General features: G+C 58.2%; 27 protein-coding genes, 1 tRNA gene and 1 pseudogene. 17 read left to right on the top strand and 12 right to left on the bottom strand.

Features of this window, described 5'->3' with window-relative positions:
• The first annotated feature begins 147 nt into the window (after positions 1-147).
• The 5 genes and pseudogenes from GC177_04395 to GC177_04375 all read left to right on the top strand — a co-directional run bounded on the left by GC177_04395 (position 148) and on the right by GC177_04375 (position 5,742).
• Positions 148-789 (top strand): hypothetical protein, encoded by a 642-nt coding sequence (locus tag GC177_04395; GenBank protein MBI1275192.1) that lies wholly within the window; start codon positions 148-150, stop codon positions 787-789.
• Between the two features lie 60 nt (positions 790-849).
• A pseudogene (gene polA, locus GC177_04390) lies at positions 850-3,675 on the top strand (DNA polymerase I).
• A gap of 143 nt (positions 3,676-3,818) precedes the next feature.
• On the top strand, positions 3,819-5,258 hold the full coding sequence (locus GC177_04385) for a nitronate monooxygenase (GenBank protein MBI1275191.1): 1,440 nt from the start codon (positions 3,819-3,821) through the stop codon (positions 5,256-5,258).
• 39 nt (positions 5,259-5,297) lie between these two features.
• The gene (locus GC177_04380; protein ID MBI1275190.1) at positions 5,298-5,513 is read left to right on the top strand and encodes a DUF4177 domain-containing protein; all 216 of its coding nucleotides are present in this window, start codon (positions 5,298-5,300) and stop codon (positions 5,511-5,513) included.
• A 10-nt stretch (positions 5,514-5,523) separates the two neighbouring features.
• Complete coding sequence (locus GC177_04375; GenBank protein MBI1275189.1) at positions 5,524-5,742, top strand: hypothetical protein; 219 nt, start codon at positions 5,524-5,526, stop codon at positions 5,740-5,742.
• A gap of 63 nt (positions 5,743-5,805) precedes the next feature.
• Here the strand turns inward: GC177_04375 and GC177_04370 are convergent, their stop codons facing one another.
• The 3 genes from GC177_04370 to GC177_04360 all read right to left on the bottom strand — a co-directional run bounded on the left by GC177_04370 (position 5,806) and on the right by GC177_04360 (position 7,108).
• A complete protein-coding gene (locus GC177_04370) occupies positions 5,806-6,132 on the bottom strand; it encodes a hypothetical protein (GenBank protein ID MBI1275188.1) in 327 nt (108 codons plus the stop codon).
• Between the two features lie 108 nt (positions 6,133-6,240).
• On the bottom strand, positions 6,241-6,783 hold the full coding sequence (locus GC177_04365) for a DUF2892 domain-containing protein (protein MBI1275187.1): 543 nt from the start codon (positions 6,781-6,783) through the stop codon (positions 6,241-6,243).
• 43 nt (positions 6,784-6,826) lie between these two features.
• Positions 6,827-7,108, bottom strand: coding sequence for a metalloregulator ArsR/SmtB family transcription factor (locus GC177_04360; GenBank protein ID MBI1275186.1), 282 nt, complete (start codon positions 7,106-7,108; stop codon positions 6,827-6,829).
• Positions 7,109-7,209: 101 nt separating this feature from the next.
• Here GC177_04360 and GC177_04355 point away from each other — a divergent pair, with 101 nt between their 5' ends.
• Together GC177_04355 and GC177_04350 are read left to right on the top strand one after the other, a co-directional pair.
• Positions 7,210-7,572, top strand: a complete 363-nt coding sequence (locus GC177_04355) for a carboxymuconolactone decarboxylase family protein (GenBank protein MBI1275185.1) — start codon at positions 7,210-7,212, stop codon at positions 7,570-7,572.
• A 63-nt stretch (positions 7,573-7,635) separates the two neighbouring features.
• Positions 7,636-8,016: a VOC family protein gene (locus tag GC177_04350; protein MBI1275184.1), complete on the top strand. Its 381-nt coding sequence runs from the start codon at positions 7,636-7,638 to the stop codon at positions 8,014-8,016.
• On the opposite strand, the gene alkA is transcribed toward GC177_04350, so the two are convergent.
• Complete coding sequence (alkA, locus tag GC177_04345; protein MBI1275183.1) at positions 8,013-9,464, bottom strand: DNA-3-methyladenine glycosylase 2; 1,452 nt, start codon at positions 9,462-9,464, stop codon at positions 8,013-8,015. The two genes, GC177_04350 and alkA, sit on opposite strands and share 4 nt — an antisense overlap.
• A 155-nt stretch (positions 9,465-9,619) precedes the next feature.
• Between alkA and GC177_04340 the strand changes: the two genes are divergently transcribed.
• The gene (locus GC177_04340) at positions 9,620-10,108 is read left to right on the top strand and encodes a methylated-DNA--[protein]-cysteine S-methyltransferase (GenBank protein ID MBI1275182.1); all 489 of its coding nucleotides are present in this window, start codon (positions 9,620-9,622) and stop codon (positions 10,106-10,108) included.
• 3 nt (positions 10,109-10,111) lie between these two features.
• Here GC177_04340 and GC177_04335 read toward each other — a convergent pair.
• Positions 10,112-10,201: transfer RNA gene (locus tag GC177_04335), tRNA-Ser, on the bottom strand.
• Between the two features lie 111 nt (positions 10,202-10,312).
• Here GC177_04335 and GC177_04330 point away from each other — a divergent pair.
• Entirely contained in the window at positions 10,313-10,786 is a 474-nt protein-coding gene (locus tag GC177_04330; GenBank protein MBI1275181.1) for a VOC family protein, read from the top strand.
• Positions 10,787-11,217: 431 nt separating this feature from the next.
• Here the strand turns inward: GC177_04330 and GC177_04325 are convergent, their stop codons facing one another.
• From GC177_04325 to GC177_04305, 5 genes are all read right to left on the bottom strand, one after another.
• The gene (locus GC177_04325) at positions 11,218-11,445 is read right to left on the bottom strand and encodes a helix-turn-helix domain-containing protein (protein ID MBI1275180.1); all 228 of its coding nucleotides are present in this window, start codon (positions 11,443-11,445) and stop codon (positions 11,218-11,220) included.
• A 390-nt stretch (positions 11,446-11,835) separates the two neighbouring features.
• Positions 11,836-12,180 carry an mRNA-degrading endonuclease gene (locus GC177_04320; GenBank protein MBI1275179.1) on the bottom strand — a complete coding sequence of 115 codons (345 nt, stop codon included), beginning with the start codon at positions 12,178-12,180 and terminating at the stop codon, positions 11,836-11,838.
• Complete coding sequence (locus tag GC177_04315; protein MBI1275178.1) at positions 12,174-12,419, bottom strand: AbrB/MazE/SpoVT family DNA-binding domain-containing protein; 246 nt, start codon at positions 12,417-12,419, stop codon at positions 12,174-12,176. Before GC177_04315 ends, GC177_04320 begins: the two co-directional genes overlap by 7 nt.
• 133 nt (positions 12,420-12,552) lie before the next feature.
• Complete coding sequence (locus tag GC177_04310) at positions 12,553-13,182, bottom strand: DUF1989 domain-containing protein (protein MBI1275177.1); 630 nt, start codon at positions 13,180-13,182, stop codon at positions 12,553-12,555.
• The gene (locus tag GC177_04305; protein MBI1275176.1) at positions 13,158-13,829 is read right to left on the bottom strand and encodes a YqcI/YcgG family protein; all 672 of its coding nucleotides are present in this window, start codon (positions 13,827-13,829) and stop codon (positions 13,158-13,160) included. The genes GC177_04310 and GC177_04305 overlap by 25 nt, the downstream gene beginning before the upstream one ends.
• Before the next feature lie 144 nt (positions 13,830-13,973).
• On the opposite strand from GC177_04305, the gene GC177_04300 reads away from it, so the two are divergent.
• The 6 genes from GC177_04300 to GC177_04275 all read left to right on the top strand — a co-directional run bounded on the left by GC177_04300 (position 13,974) and on the right by GC177_04275 (position 20,664).
• Complete coding sequence (locus GC177_04300; protein MBI1275175.1) at positions 13,974-14,228, top strand: hypothetical protein; 255 nt, start codon at positions 13,974-13,976, stop codon at positions 14,226-14,228.
• Positions 14,229-14,311: 83 nt separating this feature from the next.
• Positions 14,312-15,046: a glutaredoxin gene (locus GC177_04295; GenBank protein ID MBI1275174.1), complete on the top strand. Its 735-nt coding sequence runs from the start codon at positions 14,312-14,314 to the stop codon at positions 15,044-15,046.
• A gap of 59 nt (positions 15,047-15,105) precedes the next feature.
• Positions 15,106-16,995 (top strand): heavy metal translocating P-type ATPase, encoded by a 1,890-nt coding sequence (locus GC177_04290; GenBank protein MBI1275173.1) that lies wholly within the window; start codon positions 15,106-15,108, stop codon positions 16,993-16,995.
• Between the two features lie 151 nt (positions 16,996-17,146).
• Positions 17,147-18,226 (top strand): hypothetical protein, encoded by a 1,080-nt coding sequence (locus GC177_04285; GenBank protein MBI1275172.1) that lies wholly within the window; start codon positions 17,147-17,149, stop codon positions 18,224-18,226.
• Between the two features lie 7 nt (positions 18,227-18,233).
• Positions 18,234-18,797, top strand: a complete 564-nt coding sequence (locus GC177_04280; GenBank protein MBI1275171.1) for a DNA-3-methyladenine glycosylase I — start codon at positions 18,234-18,236, stop codon at positions 18,795-18,797.
• 88 nt (positions 18,798-18,885) lie between these two features.
• On the top strand, positions 18,886-20,664 hold the full coding sequence (locus GC177_04275) for an SLC13 family permease (protein MBI1275170.1): 1,779 nt from the start codon (positions 18,886-18,888) through the stop codon (positions 20,662-20,664).
• A gap of 5 nt (positions 20,665-20,669) precedes the next feature.
• Here GC177_04275 and GC177_04270 read toward each other — a convergent pair whose 3' ends face one another.
• Positions 20,670-23,231, bottom strand: a complete 2,562-nt coding sequence (locus GC177_04270) for a matrixin family metalloprotease (protein ID MBI1275169.1) — start codon at positions 23,229-23,231, stop codon at positions 20,670-20,672.
• A 66-nt stretch (positions 23,232-23,297) separates the two neighbouring features.
• Positions 23,298-24,194: a LysR family transcriptional regulator gene (locus GC177_04265; protein MBI1275168.1), complete on the bottom strand. Its 897-nt coding sequence runs from the start codon at positions 24,192-24,194 to the stop codon at positions 23,298-23,300.
• 100 nt (positions 24,195-24,294) lie between these two features.
• On the opposite strand from GC177_04265, the gene GC177_04260 reads away from it, so the two are divergent.
• Both GC177_04260 and GC177_04255 read left to right on the top strand, forming a co-directional pair.
• Positions 24,295-25,347: an HlyD family efflux transporter periplasmic adaptor subunit gene (locus GC177_04260; GenBank protein MBI1275167.1), complete on the top strand. Its 1,053-nt coding sequence runs from the start codon at positions 24,295-24,297 to the stop codon at positions 25,345-25,347.
• A 22-nt stretch (positions 25,348-25,369) separates the two neighbouring features.
• Positions 25,370-26,941 carry a DHA2 family efflux MFS transporter permease subunit gene (locus GC177_04255; GenBank protein ID MBI1275166.1) on the top strand — a complete coding sequence of 524 codons (1,572 nt, stop codon included), beginning with the start codon at positions 25,370-25,372 and terminating at the stop codon, positions 26,939-26,941.
• Position 26,942 lies beyond the last annotated feature (1 nt).

Below are 26,942 nucleotides of genomic sequence, written 5' to 3'. Positions count from 1 at the left end.
GTGATGGTGGCGGCAATGCGTGAAAAGGGTTTTTTAGGAAGTTCATTCATTCTTTTGTTAAGTTTATGCGCGTGTGAAGGGGTTCAATCCTATGCCCCGCCAGTTACCAAGGATAATGATAAAGGCCTGACCTGCTCGCAGCTTGAAATGGAAATCAACGAAGCGGAAACCTATCGCCATCAGGCGGTGGAAAACCGGAGCTTCTCGCTTACCAATCTTGTCAGCCCGTTCCGCTATCCCTCCACGGCCATGAATGCGGACAAGGCGATTACTGCGACCGAGCAGCGCTCGGCCTATCTGAAACAAATTTACGGCATCCGCCGTTGCGGCAGCCCGGAAACCAAGCTGCAGGAAGCACGTATGGCGCAGCCGCCCTATGTGCAGCCCCAACAGGCTTACATGCAGCCGCAGCAGGCACATATGCCGCCGCAGGCGGTGATGCGCGGCTATGCGCCCGCGCCTTATAACCAGGCGCCGTATCAAGCGAATACCTTTAACGGCCAGAATGCGATGCAGATGGCGGCACCCTCCAGCGCCCCTCCTGCCAACTGGCCGGCACCGCCACCGCCGATAGGGGCCTATCCACCCGCCGGGGTGCCGGTGCAACCTGCTTCTCCTCCGCCGATGGCGCAGGCCCCTGTGGCGCCCCCGCCGGTTGAACAGGCGGCCGCCTTGCCCATCCAGCCGGGTGGCAATGCGCCCTCCGCCGAGCTGACGCCGCCGGATGAGGCGCAGCCCGTGGATGGCGTGCCGGTTCTGCGGCAGCAGCCGGGGTATATGGAGTTTTGATTTTAGGGTGACTTGTCAGAGGCAGGTCCTTACACTCATGTTCCCTATCCGGAGCATGAGATGACCGCCTTGGCACAGACGCAACCTCCCCAGACCGATTCCACCGCCGCCCCGCACCTGCTGCTGGTGGATGCGTCGGGTTTCATTTTCCGCGCGTTCTATTCCCTGCCGCCGCTGACGCGGGCTGATGGCACGCCTGTGGGCGCGGTCTACGGCTTCTGCAACATGCTGGTGAAACTGCTGACGGACATGCATGCCGACCATATCGCCGTGGTGTTCGATGCCGGGCGTTACACGTTCCGTAACGAGCTTTATTCCGGCTACAAGTCCAACCGGCCCGAGACGCCGCCGGAGCTGATTCCCCAATTTCCGCTGGTGCGGGAAGCCACAAAGGCATTCAACCTGCCCGCCGTTGAGCTGGAAGGCTTCGAGGCGGACGACGTGATGGCGAGCTATGCCTGCGCTGCGGCCAAACAGGGGTGGAAGGTGACGCTGGTTTCCTCCGACAAAGACCTGATGCAGCTGCTGACCGAATCGCATATCGGCATGTATGACCCGGTGAAGCAGAAGCCTATCGGCACGGCGGAAGTAATGGACAAGTTCGGCGTGGCGCCGGACAAGGTGATCGAAGTGCAGTCGCTGATCGGTGACAGTACGGATGCGGTGCCGGGCGTGCCGGGCATCGGCCCCAAAACGGCGGCGGAGCTGATCAACCAGTTCGGCACGCTGGAGAATCTGCTGAGCCGACTAGATGAAGTGCCGCAGCCCAAGCGGAGGGAGACGCTGAAGGCGAATATCGACAATGCGCGGATCTCTCACCAGCTGGTGACGCTGAAGACAGATATCCAGCCATTGCCGCAACCGCTTGAGGAGCTGAAGCGGCCTGAGAAACCGGCGGAGCATCTGGAGGCTTTCCTGAAGGAAAACCGCTTCAACAGCTTGCTCACACGATTGACGAATAATGGCTTCATGCAGGGGCAGGCGCTTGCGTCCAAGCCTACATTGGCCGCCGTAGAGGCGGTGGAGCAGCCGGTTTCGGCAGCCGCTGCCGTGGTGAATTACACACTGGTGCAGGATGAAGCCACGCTGATGCAATGGATTGCCAGGGCCGTGGCAAAGGGCATGGTGGCGTTCGATACGGAAACGACCTCGCTGGATGCGATGCGAGCGGAGCTGGTCGGCATTTCCCTGGCCGTTGATGAAGGCGAGGCCTGTTACATCCCCGTCGGCCATCGCGGAAAGGGGGAGGGCACGCTGCTGGCAATGGAGCCCGCCGTGCATCAGCTGACACCGGCGAAGGCCATAGCGCTGCTGAAGCCGTTATTCGAAAACCCTGCGGTGCTGAAAATCGCGCATAATATGAAATATGACTGGCTGATGCTGAAACGTTACGGCGTGGAACATCTGCACCCGGTGGCGGACACGATGGTGATGTCGTATGCGCTGGATAATATCAGCGCGCGGCACGGGCTGGACGATTTGTGCCAGCAGCATTTCGGCCATACGAACATCACGTTCGAGCAGGTGATTAAAAATGCCGAGGGCAGCCAGAATTTCGCCGATGTGCCGCTGGATAAGGCGCTGGCCTACGCGGCGGAGGATGCCGACATGGCATGGCGGCTCTATCATCTGTTCGACAAGCGGCTGCAGGCCGAGCATATGAACCGGTTCTATGAAAGCTGTGAACGGCCGCTGGTGGAGGTTCTGACCTCCATGGAATATCGCGGCGCGGGGGTGGACCTTGCACGGCTGAAAGAGCTGACAGAGGATTTTAAAAAGCGCATGCAGGTGCTTGAAAGCAGCATCTATCAGCAGGCCGGGCAAACATTCCTGCTGTCATCCCCCAAGCAGCTGGGGGAGATATTGTTCGACAAGCTCGGCATTCCCGGCGGCAAGAAGACCAAGACCGGGGCTTATCAGACCGGGGCGGATATTCTGGAGGATCTGGCGTCGCAGGGGCATGTGATTGCCAGCGACATCGTGGCATGGCGGCAATTGTCCAAGCTTTGCAACACCTATACGGAAGCCCTGCCGCAGCAGATCAACCCCAAAACGGGGCGGGTGCATACGTCCTATAACATGTCGGTGACATCCACGGGGCGGTTGAGTTCCAATAACCCGAACCTTCAGAATATTCCCATCCGCACGGAGGATGGAAAAGCGATCCGCAGCGCATTTGTCGCCGCGCCGGGGTATATGCTGATTTCGGCGGATTATTCGCAGATTGAGTTGCGACTGCTGGCGCATATGGCCAATATCGGCCCGCTGAAGGAGGCGTTTAAGCGAAATGAGGATATTCACCGGCTTACGGCCTCGCAGATATTCAACGTGCCGCTGGAGCAGGTGGACGGTAACCTGCGCCGCAACGCCAAGATGATCAATTTCGGGATCATCTATGGCATGAGTGCCTTTGGGCTTTCGGAGAGGCTCGGCATCGGCCGAAAGGAGGCCGCCGAGTTCATCGAGGCCTATTTCCGGCAATATCCCGGTATCAAGCATTATATGGAGGCCACCATCGCCGATACGCGCGCCAAGGGCTATGCCAGCACCGTCTATGGCCGCCGCTGCTATGTGCCCGGCATCAATGACCGCAACGGCAGCATCCGCACCAATGCGTAGCGGGCGGCCATCAATGCGCCCATTCAGGGAACGGCGGCGGATATCATGCGCATGGCGATGGTGGCGACCTACCGCGCCTTGAAGGATATTGGCATGGAGCAGTGCCTGCTGCTGCAGGTGCATGACGAACTGGTGCTGGAAGTGCCGGAGGAAAAGGCCGAAGCCATTGGCAAGCTGGTGCAGGATTGCATGCAGCAGGCGGCCAATCTGGATGTGCCACTGCTGGTTGAGGTGGGAACGGCCAGGAACTGGGAAGATGCGCATTGATCTATGTTTGCTTTGTAACGCCAGCGTGACCTATTGTTGCATTCACAGGTGAGGCGGGCTGCGCAATAGCAGAAAACCGTTAATCAGCTTGCGATAATCACCAGAATGCTTATGCTCATGTCCTCGCAGACTTAGAGTATTCAATGGTGCAGACTTTGCTTACAGCCGTGCAGCCTTTCAACGCTACTAAAATCAAACCCGTCATTATTTCCGGCAAGGAAGTGCATCCCCTGATCGAAGGGGGCAAGGGCATTGCCGTGACCAATGGCGAGAGCTCCGGCGCGTTTGCCGCGGCCGGCGCGGTGGGAACGTTTTCCGGCGTGAATGCCGACAGTTACGACGAGCAGGGCAATATCCTGCCGCAGAACTATCAGGGCAAGACGCGCCGCGAGCGCCACCTGGAGCTGATCGAATACGGCATCCGCGGCGGGGTGACGCAGGCGCGGATCGCGCATGACGTGTCCGGCGGCGAAGGCCGCATCCACATGAACGTGCTGTGGGAAATGGGCGGGGTGGAAGCCATTGTCGAAGGCATCATGGACCGCACCAAAGGACTCATCCACGGCATTACCTGCGGGGCGGGCATGCCGTACAAGGTCGCCGAGATCGCCGAGCATTACAATGTCTATTACTACCCGATCGTCTCTTCCATGCGGGCGTTCCGCGCGCTTTGGAAGCGCTCGTTCAGCAAGCGCTCCAAGCTGCTGGGCGGGGTGGTGTATGAAGACCCCTGGAAAGCGGGCGGGCATAATGGCCTTTCCAACGCCGAGGACCCGCTGCTGCCGGAAGACCCTTACCCACGTGTGCTGGAGATCCGTCAGTTCATGAACGAGGTTGGCCTCAAGGACGTGCCGATCATCATGGCGGGCGGCGTGTGGCACATCGCCGAATGGGAGCATTGGCTGGATAATCCGGAAATCGGCCCCATTGCCTTTCAGTTCGGCACGCGCCCGCTGCTGACAAAGGAAAGCCCCATTTCCGACAAGTGGAAACAGCGGCTGCTGACGCTGAAACCCGGCGATGTGGCGTTGAACCAGTTCAGCCCGACGGGTTTTTATTCCTCCGCCGTGCGCAATGATTTCATCGACGAGCTTTATGCCCGTTCCGAGCGGCAGATTCCCTTCGTTACCGAGCAAAATGCCGAATTCAGCGAGACGTTGCTATTCGGCCCGCGCAAGCGGCCCATCTATGTGAAGCCCGAGGATAAGCCGAAGACCGAGGCATGGATTGCGGCAGGTTTTGACCATATGATGAAAACGCCGGACGATACCGTCATTTTCATTACCGAAAGCAAAGAGAACCAGATCGTTACCGACCAGATCGAGTGCATGGGTTGCCTCAGCATGTGCCGCTTCAGTAACTGGGCGCAGAACGAGGAAGGCACCACCGGCCGCAAGGCTGATCCCCGCAGCTACTGCATTCAAAAAACGCTTCAGCACATCGCGCATTCCGACAAGGATATTGAGGATCAGCTGATGTTCTCCGGTCATAATGCCTTCCGGTTTGCGGATGATCCGTTTTACGCGAATGGTTTTATCCCCACGGTGAAGCAGCTGGTCGACAGGATGATGACGGGCTATTAGCGCCTGCGCGGCGATGCGCATTGTGAGCGAGAATGCATGATGAAAGAATACAGGGTGATTATCTACCGCGAGTCGCTTCTGGGATCGATCATCCTGCGGGAATCGAAAGTGAACCCGGAGCGGTTTTCCGAATTTCTCAATAACCATGCAAGGCAGGGTTGGCGTGTGGTGACCATGGAGCGTGAGCGCCGAAGGGAATTGCTGTTTTTCGCGCGTGAGGCATTCATGGTGATTCTGGAGCGCGACGCGGCTTAAAGGAGGGGGTATGCTCAAGCGTTATTGCATGTACAGTATCATCGGCATTGCCGCGGTGGCGGCGCTGACGTTCCTGGCATCCCTGTGGTTTGACCTGTTCACAGATGCGACGGTGTGGAAAATCCTCATCAGCTGCTTCGTGCTGGCCGCGCTGGTGGGCGTGGTGGTGGCCGTGAAGGAACACCTGCAGGAAGAAGAGCGCCAGCGTAAGGACGGGTTGCTTAATTAGGCAAAAAAAGGGGATGCGCGAAGCATCCCCCAATTCTGTCCTGTTATTTTTTAGTCGTGGTTTTTAGTCGCGGCGGTCATGGCCGTATTTATGGCCTTTGCCATTCATGCTGTGGTAGCTTTTATTTTCCACCGTCGTATCGGAGCGTGCAGCCGCTGCGCTATTGTCCGCATCGACCGAGGTTCTTACATCCGTGGTGGCGGTGTTATCGCCAGTGGAAACGGACGCATGGGGAAGGACCTTGGCCTTACCCGACAGGGAAATGCCCGAATCCTGCGAGGTGTTTACACCGGTGGAGACATCGGTGTTCGTTGTGGCGGTTGCATCGATTGCGAAAGCGGGGGCGGCAACGAAGGCTGACAGCGCCAGCATGCTGATGAGTTTTTTCATGGTAGGTTCCTTGTGTTTACGTTTTCAAACACATGGAACCTAGGGAAATGCGTGTAAGGCAGCGATAGGCAAAGGCGGCTTTAACCTAACTTCGCCGTCATGTTCGGTTTAGGTTGCGCAGCAGCGGTTGCTTCTGCCCTGCTGGTTCCAGGGCATTCTGGCCATGATCATGGCCAGGCCACAAAAGCCGGTAAGGCCTGCAAAGGTGAGGCCCGCGCCGAAAAAACCGGTGAACAGGAAAAAGAGCGGACTCACGACATACCCGAGGATGCTCCCTGTTAATACGCATAGGCCGATGGTGAGCTGAACCTGTCTGTCGAGCGGCAGGATACGCCTGCCCGAGGTTTTTATCGGCAGACCGGCGCTCTGCCATGCCTGGATGCCGCCTTCCAGATTATAAATCTCGAGCGAAGGGTCTTCCGCCAGCAGCCTCTCGCAGGCGGAAGTGCCGCGCCCGCCGCGCTGGCAATGGATGACGAGGCGTTGTCCTTCTTTCAGGTTCAGGCTTTGTTTGCTGAGTTTACCAAGTGGCATCAGGTGTGCGTTGTCGATGCAGCAGGCGGCATGTTCCGCTGGCTCGCGCACATCCAGCAGCAGGGCTTCCCCCTTGTCGAGCCATTGTTTGAGCGTGGCGGCGTCGATGGTTTTCATGGGCATGGTTAACTCCTGATTTATTAGGTATTTCTAATATATTCTATTCATTGCAGAACATGAGATACAGGGTGGAGAGCAGGGCCTGAGCCTCCACGCTGCTGATGCGATAATAAACCTGCTGGCCTCGCTTTTCAGCATTCACCAAACCAGCGGCACGCATTTTGGATAAATGCTGAGACAGGGCGGATTGAGATATACCCAGCATTTCCATGAGCTCTGAAACGGTTTTTTCCCCCGTAACAAGGTTGCACAGCACCAGCAGCCTGTGACGGTTGGCCATTTGCTTGAGCATGGCTTCCGCCCTGGCGGCGTTGCGCTGCATGGTTTCCAGAGGCATGGAGGTGTGTTTGCTGTTCATGTTGACAATATATTAGATTATGCTAATATAAGCAAGTGGAATTCACATGTTTACAGGAGAAAAAGATGAGCAAGAGCTATCCCGAAATTACCGCAAGGATTTCCGCCAACATGAAAGCGCTGCGCAAGGATATTGCCGAGACCATGCAGGGTTTTTCCGCCATGGCGCAGGCGGCCACCAAGGATGGGGCGCTGGATAAAAAAACCAAAGAGCTGATCGCGCTGGCTATCGGAGTATCCACCCGTTGCGACGGCTGTATCGGCTTTCATACCGAAGCCCTCGTGCGCCTTGGCGCAACACGTGAAGAGGTGGAGGAAACCCTGGGTATGGCGGTGTATATGGGGGGCGGGCCGTCGCTCATGTATGCGGCCGACGCCATCATGGCCTATGAGCAATATAAAACGAAGGCCGATGCGGCCGCGGCCTGAGGCGCTTTGTATGGCTAATTTATTCACCCAATGTTTTGATGCGGTTTTTGACAGGAGAGCGGGATGCTGGGAACAGAGGATGCGGTAGCTAACATCGCAGTGAAGGACCTGGACAGGGCGCGCGATTTTTATGAAGGAAAGCTGGGTCTCAAACTGCTGGAACAGGTGAAGGATACGGTGCTTGTGTTTCAAAGCGGAGGCACCAGCATCTTCGTGTATAAATCGGCTTATGCAGGCACGAACAAAGCCACAAATGTGAGCTGGCCGGTGAAGGACGTGGAAAAAACCGCGAAGCAACTGAAGGCCCTAGGGGTTGAGTTCAAGCATTATACCATGCCCGGATTGACCTTGAAGGGCGATGTGCATGTGGCGGATGACGACCATATGCAGATTGCCTGGTTCACAGACCCCGAAGGCAATATCCTCAGCCTGGTGAACGGCTAGGCGGTCATGCTTTTCCAGAGGTGAAGCACGGCATAGCTTCGCCATGGGCGCCACGGCTGAGACCGTTCCTCCGCCTGTTTCGCCGTCATGCCGCCCAGGCCCTTGCGCAGGGCGATGTCTTCCTTAGGAAAGGCATCCGGCCAGCGCAGGCCGCGCATGGCGATGTAATGCGCCGTCCATTGGCCTATGCCGGGCAGGGTGGTCAGGTAACGGATGGCGTTATCCGGGTGAATGCCAGCTTCCAGCCGCACATGGCCAGCCAGCTGTGCTTTGGCCAGGGCAATGATGCTTCTGGCGCGGGCACCGATGATGCCAAGGGAGGTGATTGCCTCTTCCGAGGCAGCGGCCATGCGTTCTGCCGTGGGGGACAGGCGAGACAGTTCCGGCCATGGGGTTTCAGCCCTTTCGCCAAAGGCTTCAGCCATACGGCAAGCGATGGTGGTTGCCGCTTTCACGGTTATCTGCTGGCCGAGGATGGCGCGCACGGCCATTTCAAACCCGTCAAACGCACCGGGCACGCGCAGCCCCGGGTGGGCCATCACCGTGTTTTTCAGCAGGCTGTCTTTCATGAGATGCGCGGAAATGACATCCGGCCGCGCGTCCAGATCAAACAGGTTGCGCAGACAGCGAAGGAGGTTGGGCAGCACCGGCAGCAGGGAATGGGTGAATTCCACCATGAGCGCATGTTTCTCCGGCTTGTGCGTCACCTTGATCCAGCCTTTGTGCTCGCCCACCCTGACGGTGCGCGCATAGCTTTGCCCGGTGATGTGCTCAATGCCCCTGAGCGCGCGTGCCTGAAGAAATTCCAGCATGGAGGCCCAGTCATATGGCGGGCGGTAGGTGAGTTGCAGGGTGGAGCTGTTCGTTGTGCTTGAGGGCGCGTGGCTGGCGGCTTCTTTTCGCAGCCGCGTGGGGGGCATGCCGTAATGCGTGCGAAAGGCATCGTTAAAGCGCCGCAGGCTGGAAAAACCGCTGGCAAAGGCGATTTCCGTAACGGGCAGGCCTGTTTCGGTGAGCAATTGTTTGGCCAGCAGCAGGCGGCGGGTCTGCAGCAGTTCGATGGGCGATACGCCAAGCTGGCTGGTGATGATGCGCCGAAGCTGGCGTGGGCTCAGTTCAAACTGGGCGGCGATTTCCTCCAGCCTGCCGGTGCCGTCCATCATGCCCTGGTTCACACGGTGAGCAAGAAGATGGGCGATGCGCATGGCATCGTCCACGGGGGCGACGCCGGGGGCGAGTTCCGGCCTGCAGCGCAGGCAGGGGCGAAAGCCCGCTTTCTCAGCGGATTCGGGCGTGCTGAAAAAGCGGCAGTTTTTTTGCTGCGGGGTTTTGACCGGGCAAACCGGGCGGCAGTAAATGCCCGTGGACGTAACGCCGACAAAGAAGATGCCGTCGAAGCGAGGATCGCGCGAGGTCAATGCGTCATAGGCAATGGCTGGCTCTATCATGGGGGTTCCTGAATCTTTTGGCCGGTTTAGCAGGGGGTGCGGCCTTCGCTCGCCATTTTCGGACATGGGGTTAATCTAATGGCCATGTCCGAAAATGGCGAGTAATGTTTGCCCGGGCTGGCATGGATGGTGCGAACCGTCTGAAAGGAAACGCCATGGGTTATCGATTCAACAGGATGCAATCCCCCGTGGGGGAATTGAAGCTGATTACCGGCGACAACGGCCTGGCCGCTATTTTATGGGAGCAGGACGCGCCCCAGCGCGTGCCCCATGTGCAGGCCGCGCGGGAAGACCGGCACCATCCCCTCCTGCTGCAAGCGGAAGCGCAGTTGAAGGAATATTTCGCCGGGGAGCGCAAGGCGTTCGACCTGCCGCTGGATTTCACCGGCAATGAGTTCAGCCGCCGGGTGTGGAACGCGCTGCTCGCCATTCCTTACGGCGAAACGCGCAGCTATGGGCAGATTGCCCGGCAGATGGGCCAGCCGAACAGCGCGCGCGCCGTGGGTATGGCCAATTCCAGAAACCCCATTTCCATCGTCGCGCCGTGCCACCGGGTGATCGGCGCCAATGGCAGGCTCACCGGTTTTGCGGGCGGGCTGAAGGCCAAGGCCTATCTGCTGGAGCTGGAATCGTGCAGAGCTTAACTATGGCGGATGGGGTGGGATTCGAACCCACGGTGAGCTTGCACCCACGCCGGTTTTCAAGACCGGTGCCTTAAACCACTCGGCCACCCATCCTTCCGTTACGGGCGCTTTATAGCGGATGGCACGGCCCGGGGCTAGTGTTTGATATTGGATTCATGGACGAAAGCAGCTAGCCTGCGCTACCGGTGTGAAAAGGAGACCGCCATGAACAAGAACACGCTCTGCCTTTGGTACAACCATGATGCGGAAGAGGCGGCGAATTTTTATGCCGGTGTGTTCCCCGACAGCAAGGTGGTGAAGGTACACCGCGCGCCGGCGGATTATCCCGGCGGCAAGGCGGGGCAGGTGCTGACGGTGGAATTCACCGTGTGCGGCGTGCCCTGCATAGGCCTCAATGGCGGGGATATCTTCAAGCATAGCGAGGCATTCTCCTTCCAGATCGCCACCGAAGACCAGGCGGAGACCGACCGCTACTGGAACGCCATCGTGGGCAATGACGGGCAGGAGAGCCAGTGCGGCTGGTGCAAGGATAAATGGGGCCTCTCCTGGCAGATCACCCCCCGCGTGCTGACCGATGCCATGGCGCAGGGCGGCGAGGTGGCCAAACGGGCGTTTGCGGCGATGATGCCGATGAGGAAGATCGATGTGGCGGGGATTGAGGCGGCGGTTAGGGGGTAGGGCTGTCAGTACAGTTATAAACATTAGCCATGGTGAAGCCCTACTTTTCTAATTTGCCAAGACGCTCCGTTAACGTGCGAATCTGCTCTTGAATATGCTTTTTATCAGAAAGGTAAGCGTATCCAGCAACGAGAACAAGTAAGCCTCCAAGCGCCTGAGCTAAGTGAAAGTGCCGGTGGACTTGTAAGCTGGTCTGTATGTTCATAAATGGCCAGAGACGGCTAACTTTTCTAGTCGTCATTCCAGCGAAGGCTGGAATCCAGTTTCTTAGCTTATGAGCCTCTGGTTTTCTTGCTTCCTGAATTGGGTTTTGGGCAGCAATAGAGGCTAGTTTCTGTTGTCACCCCAGCTAAGCTGAGGTGTAGTTATTGTGAAAGGACTGGATTCCAGCCTTCGCTGGAATGACGGCGGGGGTGTGGCTGGGGCGAGGGCTATATCATGAGCCCTTGGGTTTCTATTTGTAGGACGCAAGCAATCTTGAGCATCTCATCCAGCCTAATCTCATTCTTCCCCAGCTCATAATGGTCCAGCAGCCGCTCCGGGATACCGGTTAGACGGGAGAGTTTGTGGAGGGGCATTTTTTGTTGGGTGCGGTGGTGGCGGATGTTTTGGCCGATGGTGGCTCGCATGTGGCGCAGCAGGTGGGTGGTGTAGTGCATGTTTTCCTCCTCAAGTGTCGGGAGTCTAGAAAACACGGTATAACGCGTGTGTGATGGTTTCCCCTTGCGGGTATTGTATCGCACCACACTCCCGACATAGGAGATTTTGCGCCGGGCGCAGCCTAAGCTGCGGGCACAAAAAACCCGCCCTGTCGTGAGCGGTGGACGGTTATACTTGCGTTTTCTAGACGCAGGGGCAGGGTAGCAGAATGCGGGGCTTTTGCAATCGGGCAGGATGGGTGCGCGTGGGTGGGGGAGTGGTCACCCCAGCTTTGCCGGGGTGTGGCTTTGCGAAGAGACTGGATTCCGGCCTGTGCCGGAATGGCGGGGAGGGGAGGGCTGGATTCCAGCTTTCGCGGCAATGGCAGAGGGGTGGGTGATGTAGAGGGATTATGCCTCGAACAACAGGGCCTGCACGTTATCCAGTACGGCTTGCAGGGTTTTTCGGGGGGCTTTGGCGATGAAATCCGCTTTGCGGATGTGCCAGTCGAAGGATTTTATCTGGTCGGATTTGATGCCCCCCCTTTTTTTATCGATGGCAACCGGGATTTCAAAATCATGCCCCTTGAGTTGTGAGGTGATGGGGCAGAGAAGGCAAAGGCCGGAGATGCGGTTATAAGCTTTGGGTGTCAGCACCAGAGCGGGCCTGCGCTTCATGATTTCTTTGCCCGATTGGGGATCGAAATCGATCCAGATCAAATCGCCCTTATCGGGGCAATGGGGCTGCTTTACCATTCAGCCGCCTCGTTACCCATTTCACCCCCAGCTGGGATTTCCTGTTCCTTGCCGGTGGTTTTCATGGAGGCAAGCAAATGCTTCAGGCTGGGTTTGCGTTTTGCCGGAGTGACGACAATACGACCGTTATCCAGCGTAATATCCGCAAGGCTTCCCTGCGAGATGCCCAATTCCTTCGCCATCTGGCTGGGGATGCGAATGGCCAGGCTATTGCCCCATTTGTTGAGTTCGGCTTGCATGATGACCTCGTGTTTATACAATGTATAAACGATAGCAGCGATGGATGCAAGTTATATCCAACAGAGGGGCTGGATTCCGGCCTTCGCCGGAATGACGGGGATGGTGGCGTCCTTTACGGGAATGACGGTGGTGTTAGAACGGGGCGGCCTTGGATGTGGTGTAGCCGATGGGTTTGAAGCGGCCATTGTTGGATTGTTCGGCGGAGCAGGCGGTGAGGCCGACGATCAGGTCCATCTCCGCGCGGAGGGTGAGGCTGTCGCCTGCTTTGCTTTTGGGGGGCAGCACCTTGATGCGGCCGGTCTCGCCGTTCACATCCACATGCATGAAGACGTTGAAGGTGACGGGAATGTCGTCGCTTTCGATGCCATAAGGGGCGAGGGCCTGGCACAGGTTGCCGTGGCAGCCCCGGTGCGGGTGCTCGTGGCCGTAGATGATGCGGAACGTGTCCCTGCTGCAGGGGGTGAGCAGGAAATCATGCCGGCCCACATCGTCCCGCACGATGGTGAACATGATGTTGCTGCGGTTGGAATAAAGAGGGTGGCCGGTGGTGAGGAAGAGCGTCTCGGCATAATCCAGCGTGCGGCCGGAGGAGAGGTATTCCCCCGTGTCGTCGGCATTGTAGCAGAGCAGATCGGCCACCTGTTCGCCCTCGATATCCGTGATAGTGAGGTATTCGCCCTTTTTCAGCGTGAGCGATGCGCCGCTGCGCGGGGGGATGATGGTGAGGGCGGGGGATTCTAGCGGTTGGGCTTGAAGGGGCATGTCCAGGTTTCCTTGTCGAAATGGCGGCCGCTATATTGCGCGGCTTCGGAGGAGGCGCCGAAATCCTCCAGCATGGGGTTGGTGCTGCCGGAATAGGCGACGTCACGCGCGCGGATTTTATCGCGCACTTTGGTGTAGGTGCCCATCTGGCGGAGCTTTTCGAACTGCGAGTGCAGGTTGAAGACGAGGGTCGGCTTGTCCGTCCGCCGGGCCTTGCGGCTGGCCAGGGGGTGCATGCCGATGATGTAGAAAGCTTCCTCATGCAGGCTGAAGCTGTAACCCGCGGAGTGGGGGTCGGATTCCACGGTGGAATCCCATTGGTAGGTTTTGCTGTCCATATCGTGCAAGGCCTGGAGGTAGGCCCATAGCAGCGTCTCGAACTGATGCTCGCAACGGATGGCGGGCGTGGCGAATTCCAGGATGATGCTGTGGTAGCCGCGCGTTTCGCCCTTGATCGCTTCCAGCGCGGTGTAGATGCGTTGCAGGGTATCGGCAATGGCAGGGGTGGAGAGGTCCGCCATATCCGCGCAGGCAATGCGGTGGGCATGGTTGTGGCTGAACACGGTCTTGGCCATCATGCAGGGGAAATCCGGCAGGGCGACCATGTGCTTAATCGAATCGGGCGAGATGTGTTGGGTGTGTTCCATCCGCCCACTATGGGCAGGGAGCGGGTTTTTTAACGATGTTCCGACAGGGCAAAAATCATAAATTGATGGTTAGAGCGGTTCTAATAAAGCAGGCTTTCGCAGCTAGGGTGATGATGTTAGGATTCAGGAAACCAGAGGTTTTGCATGATTGCAGCCGGTACCGTTCATTCCATGCCAGATGATTTGCGCGATAAGCTGATGGGCGACCCAGCCGCGCTGAGCACATGGAAAGATATTACGCCGCTGGCGCGCAACGAATGGATCTGCTGGGTGACATCCGCCAAAAAGGCGGAGACCCGAAACAAACGAGTGGAATGGGCGCGCGAGAACCTCGCCGACGGCAAGCGGCGGCCCTGCTGCTGGCCGGGGTGCCCGCACCGGGAAAAGAACGGTGCCTAGCCCGGCTGGTAGGTGGGTTATCCCGAACGGCATCCTTACATAAGAACGGGTATGCTCCTGTTTTTGCAGCGCAGGAGGTGACGATGAGCAAGCTGGCGACGCTTTACCGCATGGTGATGGAAAAACACATCTGCCCCTATGGCATCAAATCCAAATACTGGCTGAAAAAGGAAGGCTACGAGGTGGAGGACCGCTGGCTCACCACACGAGAGGAGACGGATGCCTTCAAGCAGACGCATGGGGTGGAAACCACGCCGCAGACCTTCATCGACGGGGAGCGCATCGGCGGGTATACGGATGTGCGGCGGTATTTCGGCAAACCCCTGCCGGATGCCGATGCCACCCGTTACCGCCCGGTGGTGGCCGTGTTTGCCATGGCGGCGCTGCTGGCGCTGGCGGTGAGCCATGCGATGTTCGGAACCTTCCTCACACCCCGCGCGGTGGAGTGGTTCATCGCCTTCAGCATGTGCATGCTGGCGATGCTGAAGCTTCAGGATGTCGAGACATTCTCCACCATGTTTCTGGGCTATGACCTGCTGGGAAGAAAATGGGTGCCCTATGCCTATCTCTACCCCTATCTGGAAGGGCTGGCCGGGGTGCTGATGGTGGCCCACGCGCTGACGTGGCTTTCCGTGCCCGTGGCGCTGTTCATCGGGGCGGTGGGGGCGGTGTCGGTGTTCAAGGCCGTTTATATCGACAAGCGGGAGCTGAAATGCGCCTGCGTGGGCGGCGGCAGCAAGGTGCCACTGGGTTTTGTGTCGCTCACCGAAAACCTCATGATGATCGGCATGGGGCTTTGGATGCTGATGAAGGCCTAACAGGTTTTAGGCACAGGTTTTAGGCGTTCATTTTTCGCAAAGCGGTGTAAGCTGGGCGGATGGAAAGGTTCCGTTCGTTTGCTGCTTGCGCCAGAGGGGTTGCCGTTCGTTGGGAATGGTGGCTGATGGCGCTTTCGCTGCTGGCTATTGCGCTGCATTTTCTGCTGCGCTGGGCCGGGTGGGAAAACTCATGGCCGCTGCTGCTGGCCATGGTGGTGGGCGGCGTGCCGCTGGTTGCGCAGATCATCCGCAAATTGCTGCGGGGCGACTGGGGGGCGGACCTGCTGGCCGCGCTGGCGCTGGTGACGGCCGCATGGCTCGGGGAATATCTGGCGGCGGTGCTGATTGTCCTCATGCTTTGCGGCGGGCAGGCGCTGGAGGGCTATGCCATGCGCAAGGCGTCCTCCGTGCTGCATGCGCTGGCGGAGCGTATGCCCAGCATCGCCCACCGCAGGCTGGCCGACGGCAGTATGGAGGATGTGCCGCTGCGTGCCATCGGCATCGGGGATGAGGTGGTGGTGTTTCCGCATGAAACCGCAACCGTGGACGGCGTGGTGCTGGAAGGTAACGGCTCCATGGATGAATCCTACCTGACGGGGGAGCCGTATCGCATGTCCAAGGCGCCGGGGGCGGAGGTGCTTTCCGGCGCCATCAACGGCGAGGCGGTGCTGGTGATCCGCGCGGAAAAGCTGGCGGAGGATTCCCGCTATGCCCAGATCATGCAGGTGATGGGCGAGGCCGAGCAGAAGCGCCCCACCATGCGGCGGCTGGGGGACATGATCGGCGCGGTGTTCGCCCCGCTGGCGCTGATGCTGGCCATCGGCGCCTATTGGCTGACGGGGGATGTAACGCGCTTTCTCGCCGTGCTGGTGGTGGCCACGCCTTGCCCGCTGCTGATCGCCATTCCCATCACGCTTATCAGCGCCATTTCCATGGCGGCCAGGCGGGGCATCGTCATCCGCGACCCCACGGTGCTGGAACGGCTGCCCACCTGCCGCACCGCCATTTTCGACAAAACCGGCACCCTGACCTATGGGCGGCCGAAGCTGACGGAAGTGATCGTGGCCGCTGGGGAGAATGAACAGGACATCCTGCAACTGGCGGCGAGTCTTGAGCATTATTCCAAACATCCGCTTGCCAGCGCCATCCTGCAGGCGGCGGAGGCCAAGGGGCTGGCGGTGATGGAGGCCGTTGAGGTTTCCGAAAAGCCGGGGCAGGGGTTGAGTGGCAGGGTTAACGGGCACGAGATCCGCGTGACGCATCGGAGGAAATTGCTGCAACAGCAACCGGCGCTGGAGGCTATCCTGCCCCCCAATGCCGCAGGGTTGGAATGCATCATTCTTAAAGATGGGAAATATGCGGCGACGCTGCGGTTTCGCGATGCACCGAGGGCGAACGGAAAATCCTTCATCCACCATCTTGCGCCTTCGCACCAGTTCAGCAAGGTGATGCTGGTTTCGGGCGACAGGGAATCCGAGGTGAAATACCTGGCGGAGCAATTGGGCATCCGAGAAATGCGCGCATCCCAAAGCCCGGAGCAGAAGGTGGCGATTGTGCGTGAGGAGGCGGGCAAGGCGCCGACGCTCTTTATGGGGGATGGCATTAATGACGCGCCCGCGCTGGCCTCCGCCACGGTGGGCATCGCTTTTGGGCAGCATAGTTCCGTTACGGCGGGGGCGGCGGGGGCGGTGATCATGGAGAACTCGCTGGTGAAGGTGGATGAACTGCTGCATCTTTCCGCCGCCATGCGGCGCATCGTGCTGCAAAGCGCGATTGGCGGCATGGCGCTCAGTGTGGTGGCCATGCTGTTTGCCGCGGCGGGGGTAATCACCCCGGTAATGGGGGCGCTGCTGCAGGAGCTGATCGATGCGATGGCCATCGCCAATGCCTTGCGCATGACGCAGGCTAAGGGTATCGACGCGGACCTGAAGGAGCCCGACCATGAGTGAGAAGACACGCTGCGCGTGATTAGGTGTATTACCTAATTCCCAGTCAAGTTTTGCTACCGCTTGTTTAGGTTTGGCGTTAAATTGTTTCCAAACAGATAGGTGGCATATGAAAAGAAGTTGTTGGTTGTTTGCCATTTTGAGCTGCGTGGTTATGGCCAGTTCTAAGCCGGTTGAGGCCGAGCAAGATCGCATAAAAAACATGATGGCAATCATTAATGCCTCAGAAGATAAAGAGGCAAAAGAACAAACGGAATTGGAGAAAGCAAAAAAAGATCCGAAAAATTTGTGTAATCGGATTGCTCATGACCCAGAGCTAGAATTATTTTTTGCAGAAAATCAAAAACAAAAAATTGAAGTGCAAACGCCTGATAAGAGAGTCGCTACTATCGAAGTGGTTCCTGATGATGGAAGGGGAACATGCCATGGTTATGATGTGGTCTATAAAGAGGGTGATAAACCCGCGAAGCCCTATTCATTTAATTGCAGCTATAATGGCTGCACCTTTGGAAGCGGCATTTCTATCGTTCAACGAGGAAGCAAGATTTATTTTCTGACAAAACGTCAGTTAGATATTGAGGATGATTTTCCTGCCTGGAAAGGAATGTCTGCCCATGAGAAGGCAAGGTTAAGGTTTCGAAACACTGTGACGGAGCTTTATGAAGCGCATCCCGGTGGAACCGCAATTAGCGTATGTGAATCTTATGGTGTTTATCCTGAGAAATATTACTCAAGATATGCTGTAGCCAACTCGACCGCATGCAAAAGATTAAACGATATGAAACTTACCAGTGTTTTTCCTGAACGCCAACGCAATGGTAGCCCAAACTCTCTTCCTATCGGATCACAATCAATTCGCGGTGGCACTTACAATGCCGACCTAAATCGGGCGGTTGATCTAGATATTGGCGGAGGTATCAGGGTTGCGAAAGGTTCTGCAGATTCTGGAGCGGGGTGTGGCTGTAGTATTAACACTATTAATTTGCTTGATAAAGAGAACCGAGAAGCCATTCCTGCCAATGATTTTCAAAAACAACTAGCTAATTTATTAAGCAGTGCAAATTGCGGCGATCATCTTGATATCCTAACCGCTGAAGGGCAGTATTACCTGGAAAGAAAGAAAAACAGAGGAGCAATTCGTGAACTTTTCCCTTTATCGGGTGATAAGCCGTTTAAAACTGTCTGTTCTTATATCAATAACGCTACGCTAGGCTGGTATCCTGTATTGCCATGAGCGCTATATGACCAAAACCCGCTGCGCCTGGTTGCCGCAAGGCAAGGAGGATTATGCCCATTATCACGATACGGAATGGGGCGTGCCGGTGCATGACGACCGGGTGCTGTTTGAGATGCTGATCCTCGAAGGGGCGCAGGCGGGGTTGAGCTGGTATACGATCCTGAAGCGGAGGGAAGGGTATCGCGCGGCGTTTAAAGGGTTTGACGTGGCGAAGGTGGCGGCGATGACGGATGCGGAGCTGGAGGAGGTGCTGGCGACGGGGGATATTATCCGCAACCGGCTGAAGGTGTTTTCCACACGGAAGAATGCGCGGGTGTTTCTGGAAATTCAACAGGAGTTCGGCTCATTCGATGCCTATCTGTGGCGGTTTGTCAGCGGTAAGACAAAGGTGAACCGGCCGCAAAGCATGAAAGAGGTGCCCACCCGCACGGCGGAATCCGACGCGATTTCCAAGGACCTCAAGAAACGCGGGATGAGCTTTGTCGGCTCCACCATCATCTATGCCTATATGCAGGCCATCGGCATGGTGGATGACCATATGGCCGGGTGCTTCAAGGCCAGGGGCTGAAGGCCGTTTATCCAAACACATTGCCCGCTTATGTGCGCCTCTGTATCCGCTTGGTTGCATAAACCATTGGAAAAGGGCGCAGACTCTTATGACCACCGAGCAGATGATTGTTTTCGGGATAATCGGACTGGCGATCATCTTGTTCATTTGGGACAAGTGGCGGTATGACATCGTAGCATTGCTGGCGCTGTTCCTCAGCGTGGTGACGGGCGTGGTGCCCGTAAAAGAGGCTTTCAGTGGGTTCAGCGATCCGGTGGTGGTGACGGTGGCGGCCATTCTGGTGATCAGCGCGGCCATCAGCCGGTCGGGCTTTATCGATTACGCGCTTTCATTGCTTTCGCGCTTTGCGGAAAAGCCGTCCTTGCAAATCACCGTGCTGGTGCTGATGGTGATGGTGCTTTCGGCCTTCATGAACAATGTGGGGGCGCTGGCGGTGTTTCTGCCCATTGCCATCAGCTTTGCCCGCAAGGTGGATAGAAAGCCGTCTGAATTGCTGATGCCGCTTTCGTTCGGCTCGCTGCTTGGCGGGCTGGTGACACTCATCGGCACACCGCCTAATCTGCTGATTTCACGCATCCGGGCAGAGATGGTCGGCGCGCCTTACCATATGTTCGATTTCGCGCCGGTCGGGCTTGGCATTTGTGCACTTTCGCTGATCTATCTCAGTTTCGGCTGGCGGCTGCTGCCCAAGGACCGGCGCGGCAAGCCCTCCGCCGAAGACCAGTTCGCCATTCAGGATTATGTGAGCGAGCTGGCGGTGCCGGAAAAAGCCGCCATCATCGGCCAGACCGTGCAGGAGGCGGAAGCCATGGTGGAGGAGGAAGTCTCCATCGTCGGGTTGATCCGCAATAGCTATAAACGGCTGGTTCCTTCCTTTCGCATGAAGATTGCCGAGGGGGATGTGCTGCTGGTGGAAGGCGACACGGTGGCGCTGAAGGGCTTCATGGATAAATCCGGCACGGAACTGGTGGGAAGCGAAGAGACGGAGACGCTTTCCGTCACTTCCGACGAGGTGGGGATTGCCGAGGCGGTAATCCGGGAGGATTCAGAGCTTATCGGCATGAATGCGAAACGGGCGAGGCTGCGCTCCCGCTTCGGCGTCAACCTGCTGGCCATGCGCCAGGCGGGCACCAGCCTGAAGCACCGGCTGAACGAGGTGCGCTTTCGCAAGGGCGATGTGCTGGTGCTGCAGGGCAACCTGGATGCGATGCCCGAGACCCTGAGCGAACTGGGCTGTCTGCCGCTGGCGGAGCGCAGCCTGCAACTGGGAAGGCAGCGGCAGACCTTCATGCCCGTTGCGATTCTGGCGGCGGCGGTGGCATTGACGATCATGAATGTTGTGCCGATCTCCATTGCGTTTCTGGGAGGCGTGCTGCTGATCGCACTGCTGCGCATCATGCGGCCGAATGAGATGTATGCGGCCATTGACGGGCCGGTGCTGATATTGCTTGGCGCCATGATACCGGTGACGGCGGCGCTGCAATCCACCGGCGGGACGGAGATCATCGCCGGGGCCATTGCCGCCATCACGGGTGGGCTCTCCGCGCCGATGATGCTGACGGTGATTCTGGTGGCCTCCATGCTGATCACGCCGTTTTTGAACAATGCCGCAACCGTATTGCTGATGGCGCCCATTGCCGTAACGCTGGCCCATAAGCTTGGGCTGCAGCCCGATCCGTTTTTGATGGCGGTGGCGCTTGGCACTTCATGCGACTTCCTAACGCCGATCGGGCACCAGTCCAACACGCTGGTGATGGGACCGGGGGGATATAAGTTCAATGATTACTGGCGGCTCGGGCTGCCGCTCAGCATCCTGGTGGTGCTGGCGGGGGTGCCGCTGATCATGCATTTCTGGCCGCTGCGTTAGGCGGTCTAGAAATAGAAATCGCTGTTATGCAGCGCAATGTTGCCGGTGAGGTAGAGGGCAAAATCGGTGCCTGGGCCATCGGTGATGATGGTGAGGTTGAAGGCGGCGTTATAGACATAGTTCAGCAGGGTGCCTACGGCGGCGGCCGTTGAAATGCCGGTATAGCCCAGCCCGGTGAGGTCGATATGGTCCTGGCCGACGATGAAATCCTTAATGGTGTCGGTGGAGCCGACTTTGGAGAAATTGATGTTGTTGAACAGGAACACGTCGTTACCCTGGCCGCCGATCAGCATGTCCACACCCAGGCCGCCTACGAGCGTGTCGTTGCCATAATAACCCCAGATGGTGTCGTGTCCGTCGCCACCGACGAGGTAATCGGCGCTGCCGGCAACGTCGTTAGTGGCTTCGCCGTAGAGAATGTCGTTGCCGTTTTCGCCATAAATGGTGTCGGAACCCTGACCGCCGATCAGCGTGTCGATGCCGTCGCCGCCATACATCAGGTCGTTGCCGAGGCCGCCTTCGAGCCAGTCATTGCCGAGGCCGCCGTTCAGGATGTCGTCCCCGCGCAGGCCGTAGAGACGGTCGTTGCCGTCGCCACCCATGATGGAATCGTTGCCGCCCGTAAGGTCGGTGCCGAGTTCGCCCAGCAGAATGTCGTCGCCATTGCCGCCGATGAGCGTGTCCTGGCCAAGGCCGCCATAGAGGCTGTCGGCGCCGTCGCCGCCGTCGATGGAATCGTTGCCGAGACCGCCTTCGATGGAATCGTTGCCAAGGCCACCGAGGAGGGTATCATCTCCTACTAGGCCGAAGATGCGGTCGTTGCCGTCGCCGCCGTCGATGGAATCATTGCCGGGGGTGGTGTCGTTATTTAGCTCACCCATGATGTAGTCGTTATCGGCGCCACCAAGGAGGGTATCCGCACCGAGACCGCCATAGATGCTGTCGGCGCCGATGCCGCCGTCGATCCAGTCGTCGCCGGCCTCGCCTTGCAGGTTGTCGTTACCGGCATCGCCGGAGAGGCTGTCATTGCCGACACCGCCATAGATGATGTCGTTGCCGTCGCCGCCGAAGGCCGTGTCGTCACCGATATAGCCGTAGATAATGTCGATGCCGCCTTCGCCATACATCAGATCATGGCCGAGGACGGTGTCGCTGGCAAAGTCACCTACGATGGTGTCGTTGCCATCGCCGCCCCAGATGGTGTCGGTACCGGCCGCGCCGCGCAGCGAATCGTTGCCGATGCCGCCGTAGAGCAGGTCGTTATCCACGCCGCCGTCAAGCCAGTCGTTGCCATCGCTGCCGTTGATGGTGTCGTTTCCGATATGGCCGTATATGGTGTCGTCGCCCGTGTTGCCCATCAGGCTGTCGGCGCCGCCGATGGTGGCGGCGAGGTTGTCGCCATAGATCACGTCGGCATTGGTGCCGCCGTCGATTGTGTCGTTGCCCGCCGCGCCGTAGAGCGTGTCGTTTCCGGCATAGCCGTTGATGACGTCATCGCCGCCGTTGGTGTTGATGTTGTTGGCCAGGTCATTGCCCTGAACCGTATCATTGCCTTCACGCGTGACGGCGTTTTCGATGTTGGCGTTGTAAGCGGTCCATACGTCCGTCTGGCCAAGGTGAGTACGGTTATCGAGACCGGCGCGCAGGTCGATGGTGACGTTGCCGACATAGTTCTGCGCAACGGAATACGTGTCCACCCCACCGCCGTCCCAGATGGTCTTTTTGTACATTGAGCCGTCGAAAATGTAGAAATCATTGCCGGAATGGTAGGCGGTATTGGCGCCATAGACCGATTGCAGCGCGGCGATGTCCAGAATCTGATAGCCCTGCGGAGCGCTGTTCTGATAGGCGCCGTTGACAATGCCCTCGCTGGCATATTGGCCACCATTGTAGGACATGACGGTGCCGTCCATGGTGTAGGCGGGGTTGTCGCCCACATTGCCGGGGTGGCTGAGGCCCATGGCGTGGCCGATTTCATGCGTCATCACCGCGTAGTTGAAGCTGCCGATGGCATAATCCGTACGGCGTTCGGCCACGTTGTCCATCGTGATGTCGGTACCGCTGGAGCTTGGGAAATAGGCAACCCCGATGGTGCCCCACTGTGAGCCGTAATTATCCAGGTCGCCGGTCCAGAATTTCATGGCCGCGGTGTTGGTGCCGGTTTCCACGAAATGAACGTTGATGATGCTTTCCAGCTGGGCGAGCACGGAGCGGGCAGCGGCCTCCTGCTGGGCGGTCATGACCGTGCGGCCATGCGCGGCGATTTCGGTGTCGTAATTGGCCTGGTTGGTGGTAGTGGCGTCGAAACTGTAAGTGATGTTGATTTTGCCGCTGGAGGAGGTGACGCCAGGCATGCCGACGGTCCATTTGTTACTGTACATCCGCAATGCGGCGATGTCGTCGCTCAGAGAAAATTGCGGGCTGTTGCTCCAGTTGCCGTCGTTTGTGTCACGGTCTGGGGGCGTGCTGGTGGATGGTGACGTGGTCCCCGTGCCTTCAGAGCTTACTAGATTATAATATGGATTTCCCGGGCCATAATGGTTGTTTTTACCACACAAAATGCACATTTATCCGGTTCCCTGTTTTATTCCGGTTTATCCTTAATGTTTTCATAAAGATGTTAATAAATGATTTTATGAGGACGCTGCCTTCAAAAACTCGCTGAAAAGCTTGAGCGGCACGGGCAACTGGTGGCGGCTGGCATAGTAAAGATAATAGCTGTGGTGGGCGGATGACCAGTCCAGCAGCAGGGGCACCAGAATACCTCTGGCAATATCCTCGCGGATATAGGCCTCCACCATGTAGGCAATGCCCAGACCATCGCGCGCGGCCTGCATCATCAGGCCCACATCGTTGACGATAAGGGGGCCGTCTACGGCAATTTCCACTTTCTTCTTATGCCGCTCAAACTCCCAGTGCATGGGTTGCGACTCATCTCCGCGGCGGAAGCGGATGCAGGCGTGGCGCTGGAGATCTTGCGGGGTTTGCGGCGTGCCGTGCGTGGCGAGATAGGCCGGGGAGGCCACGGCGATCACGCGGGATTCGGGGCTGGCGCGAACCACCACCATGTCCTGCGCGATGCGGCGGCCGTAATGGATGCCCGCGTCAAACCGCCCCGAGACAATGTCACGGATGTTGTTATTGACTTCAATATCCAGGGTAATGGCAGGATAGGCTTCCATGAAACCCTTGAGCATGGGGGCGATGATCATTTGCGCGGGAATGGTGGAGATGCTCAGGCGCAAGGTGCCGGTGGGGGTATCACGAAAGTAACTGATGGAATCCACAGCGCTTTGCACCTCGGCAAAGGCAGGGCGAATGCGCCCCAGCAGGCGTTCGCCCGCTTCGGTCAGGGAGACGCTGCGTGTGGTGCGGTGAAACAGGCGAATGCCGAGCCGGTCTTCCAGCGAGCGTATGGTCTGGCTCAAGGTTGAGGGGGCAATGCCCAGTTGCCGGGATGCCTTGGCAAAGCCGCCCGTGTCCGCAATGGCGATAAAAGCGCCCAATTCGGCGTATTCGCTGCCGCGCATTATTCGTTCCTGACGAATAGTTCATGCGCATTATATGGTATTATCAATGGAACCGCAAGCGGTTACACTGGCTGAAACATTAAGGTAGACGAGTTGTGCCATGAAAAATGACAAAAACAACTGGCTGAAGCGTAACCGCCGCGGATTGCTGATTGGCGGGCCCGTGTTGTTTTTGCTGATTGCGGGCGTGATCTATTTTACCGGCGGGCGTTACATTTCCACCGACGATGCCTATGTGCAGGCCGCAACGACCCAGGTAAGCGCAAATATCAGCGCGCGTGTGGTGGAGGTTGCCGTGCATGACAACCAGAAGGTCAGAAAGGGCGACCTTCTGTTCAAGCTCGATGACCGGGAATTTGTCATTGCCGTGGCGGATGCCCAGGCGAAGCTGGCCAGCGCCAAGCTGGATGTGGGCGCCATGAAGGCAACCTATCTTCAACGCGTGGCGAACGCGCAGGCGGCGAAGGACACGGCAGCCTACCAGCAGCGCGAACTGAACCGCCAGGAGAAGCTGGCCAAACAGGGGATTTCTTCCAAGGCGCAACTGGACCAGGCGCGCCATGACCTCACCCATGCGCAGCAGGAACTGGCCGCGGCCGAGCAGCAACAGGCCAATGCATTGGCGGCATTGGGGGGCGCCCCGGAAATCGCCGTGGATGACCACCCGACGGTGCAGCAGGCACAGGCCGCGCTGGACCGGGCCGAGCTCGATCTTTCCTACACGGTGGTGACGGCGCCATCGGACGGTATTGTGGCCAAGGTTGAGCAGTTGCAGGCCGGTAATTACGTCAATGCGGCCAAACCGCTTTTTTCCCTGATGTCGGACAGCGATGTGTGGGTGGAGGCCAATTTCAAAGAGACCGAGCTTGTGCATATGCGCCCCGGCCAGCATGCCGTGGTGAAAATAGACAGCTATGCGGGCAAGGAGTTCAAGGGCGTGGTGGAAAGCACCAGCCCGGGAACGGGGTCGAGCTTTTCGCTTCTGCCGCCGGAGAATGCCACCGGCAACTGGGTGAAGGTGGTGCAGCGCGTGCCGGTGCGCATCCGGCTGGATCAGGTGAACCGGGATGTTGCGCTGCATGCCGGGCTGAGCGCCAAGGTGGAGGTGGATACGGAATATTCGCGTCTCGGGGGCGGCAGGCATGACCGGTAAACCAGAGGAATCCCTCGAGCAGATGATGGAGGATGAGGGCATCGGCGCCCTTCCGAAGCAGCCGCCGCGCAGCCCGGTGGAGATGCCTGAACTGAACCACCGGCTCATCACTTTCTCCGTTATGGCGGCCACCGTGATGCAGGCCATCGACAGCACCATTGCCAATGTGGCATTGCCGCGCATGCAAGGCACGCTTTCGGCCACGCAGGACCAGATGAGCTGGGTGCTGACCTCCTACATCATCGCCGCGGCCATCATGATTCCGATGACGGGCTGGCTGGCGGGGCGCTTCGGCCGTAAAAAGGTGTTCCTGATTTCCGTGGTGGGGTTCACCGTGGCTTCCGCCCTGTGCGGTATGGCCGGTAGCATTGGCGAGATTGTGCTGTTCCGGCTGTTGCAGGGAATCTCCGGCGCGGCGCTGGTGCCACTTTCGCAGGCGGTGATGTTTGATATCAACAAGCCGGAGGATTACGGCAAGGCCATGGCCATGTGGGGCGTGGGCGTGACGATGGGGCCCATCCTCGGCCCGGCGCTGGGTGGCTGGCTGACGGAGAATTACAGCTGGCGCTGGGTGTTTTATATCAATGTGCCCATTGGCATTCTGGCGTTTCTTGGGCTTTCTGCCGCTATGCCGGAGACGAAGAAGCAGATCAGCCGGTTCGATTTTTTCGGTTTCATCACCTTGAGCCTGGCGCTGGGGGCGTTGCAGCTGATGCTTGACCGGGGCGAACTGAAAGACTGGTTCAGCTCGCCGGAAATCGTGATCGAATGCATGGTGGCCTCCATCGCCTTCTATCTTTTTGTGGTGCATATGCTGACGTTTCAAAAGCCGTTCGTCAGCCCCGAGTTGTTTGCCGACCGCAATTTCCTGACCGGGAATGTGCTGATTTTCGTGGTGGGGGTGGTGCTGTTCGCCACGCTCGCGCTGCTGCCGCCGATGCTGCAGCATGAAATGGGGTATCCGGTGGTGCTGACAGGGCTGGTGACCGCGCCGCGCGGGGCTGGCACGATGATTGCCATGATCCTGGTGGGACGGTTGACCGGCAAGGTGGATATGCGGCTGGTGATGGCCACCGGCCTCAGCCTCACGGCATTCTCCCTTTGGCAGATGACGCATTTCAATTTGCTGATGGATGAACGGATGGTGATAAGCTCCGGCATTCTGCAGGGGTTTGGCATCGGGCTTTCCTATGTGCCGCTTTCCACGCTGGCATTCGGCACCTTGCCCGTGCATTTGCGCAACGAGGGCACGGCATTTTTTAACCTGTTGCGCAATATCGGCAGCGCCATCGGCATTTCCGTGGTGCAGACCATGCTGACGCAAAAGACCCAGAGCATGCATGCCTACATGGCGGAGCATATCACGCCCTATAATCTGGGCGATATGGCATTCGATGCCCACCATATCGATACCGGCAGCCGGGCGGGCATGGCCATGCTGGATGGCATGATCACCAAGCAGGCGGCCATGATCGCCTATCTGAACGACTTTAAATTGATGATGGTGATTACCATTGCCGTCATCCCCCTGTTGCTGCTGCTGCGCCGTCCCGCGCGCAAGCCGAATGCGCAGCATGCCGCCGTGATGGAGTAGT

It is taken from the genome of bacterium (assembly GCA_016124905.1).
Lineage (GTDB): Bacteria > Pseudomonadota > Alphaproteobacteria > Rickettsiales > RI-342 > RI-342.
This window is presented reverse-complemented; position numbering and strand designations above follow the sequence as displayed.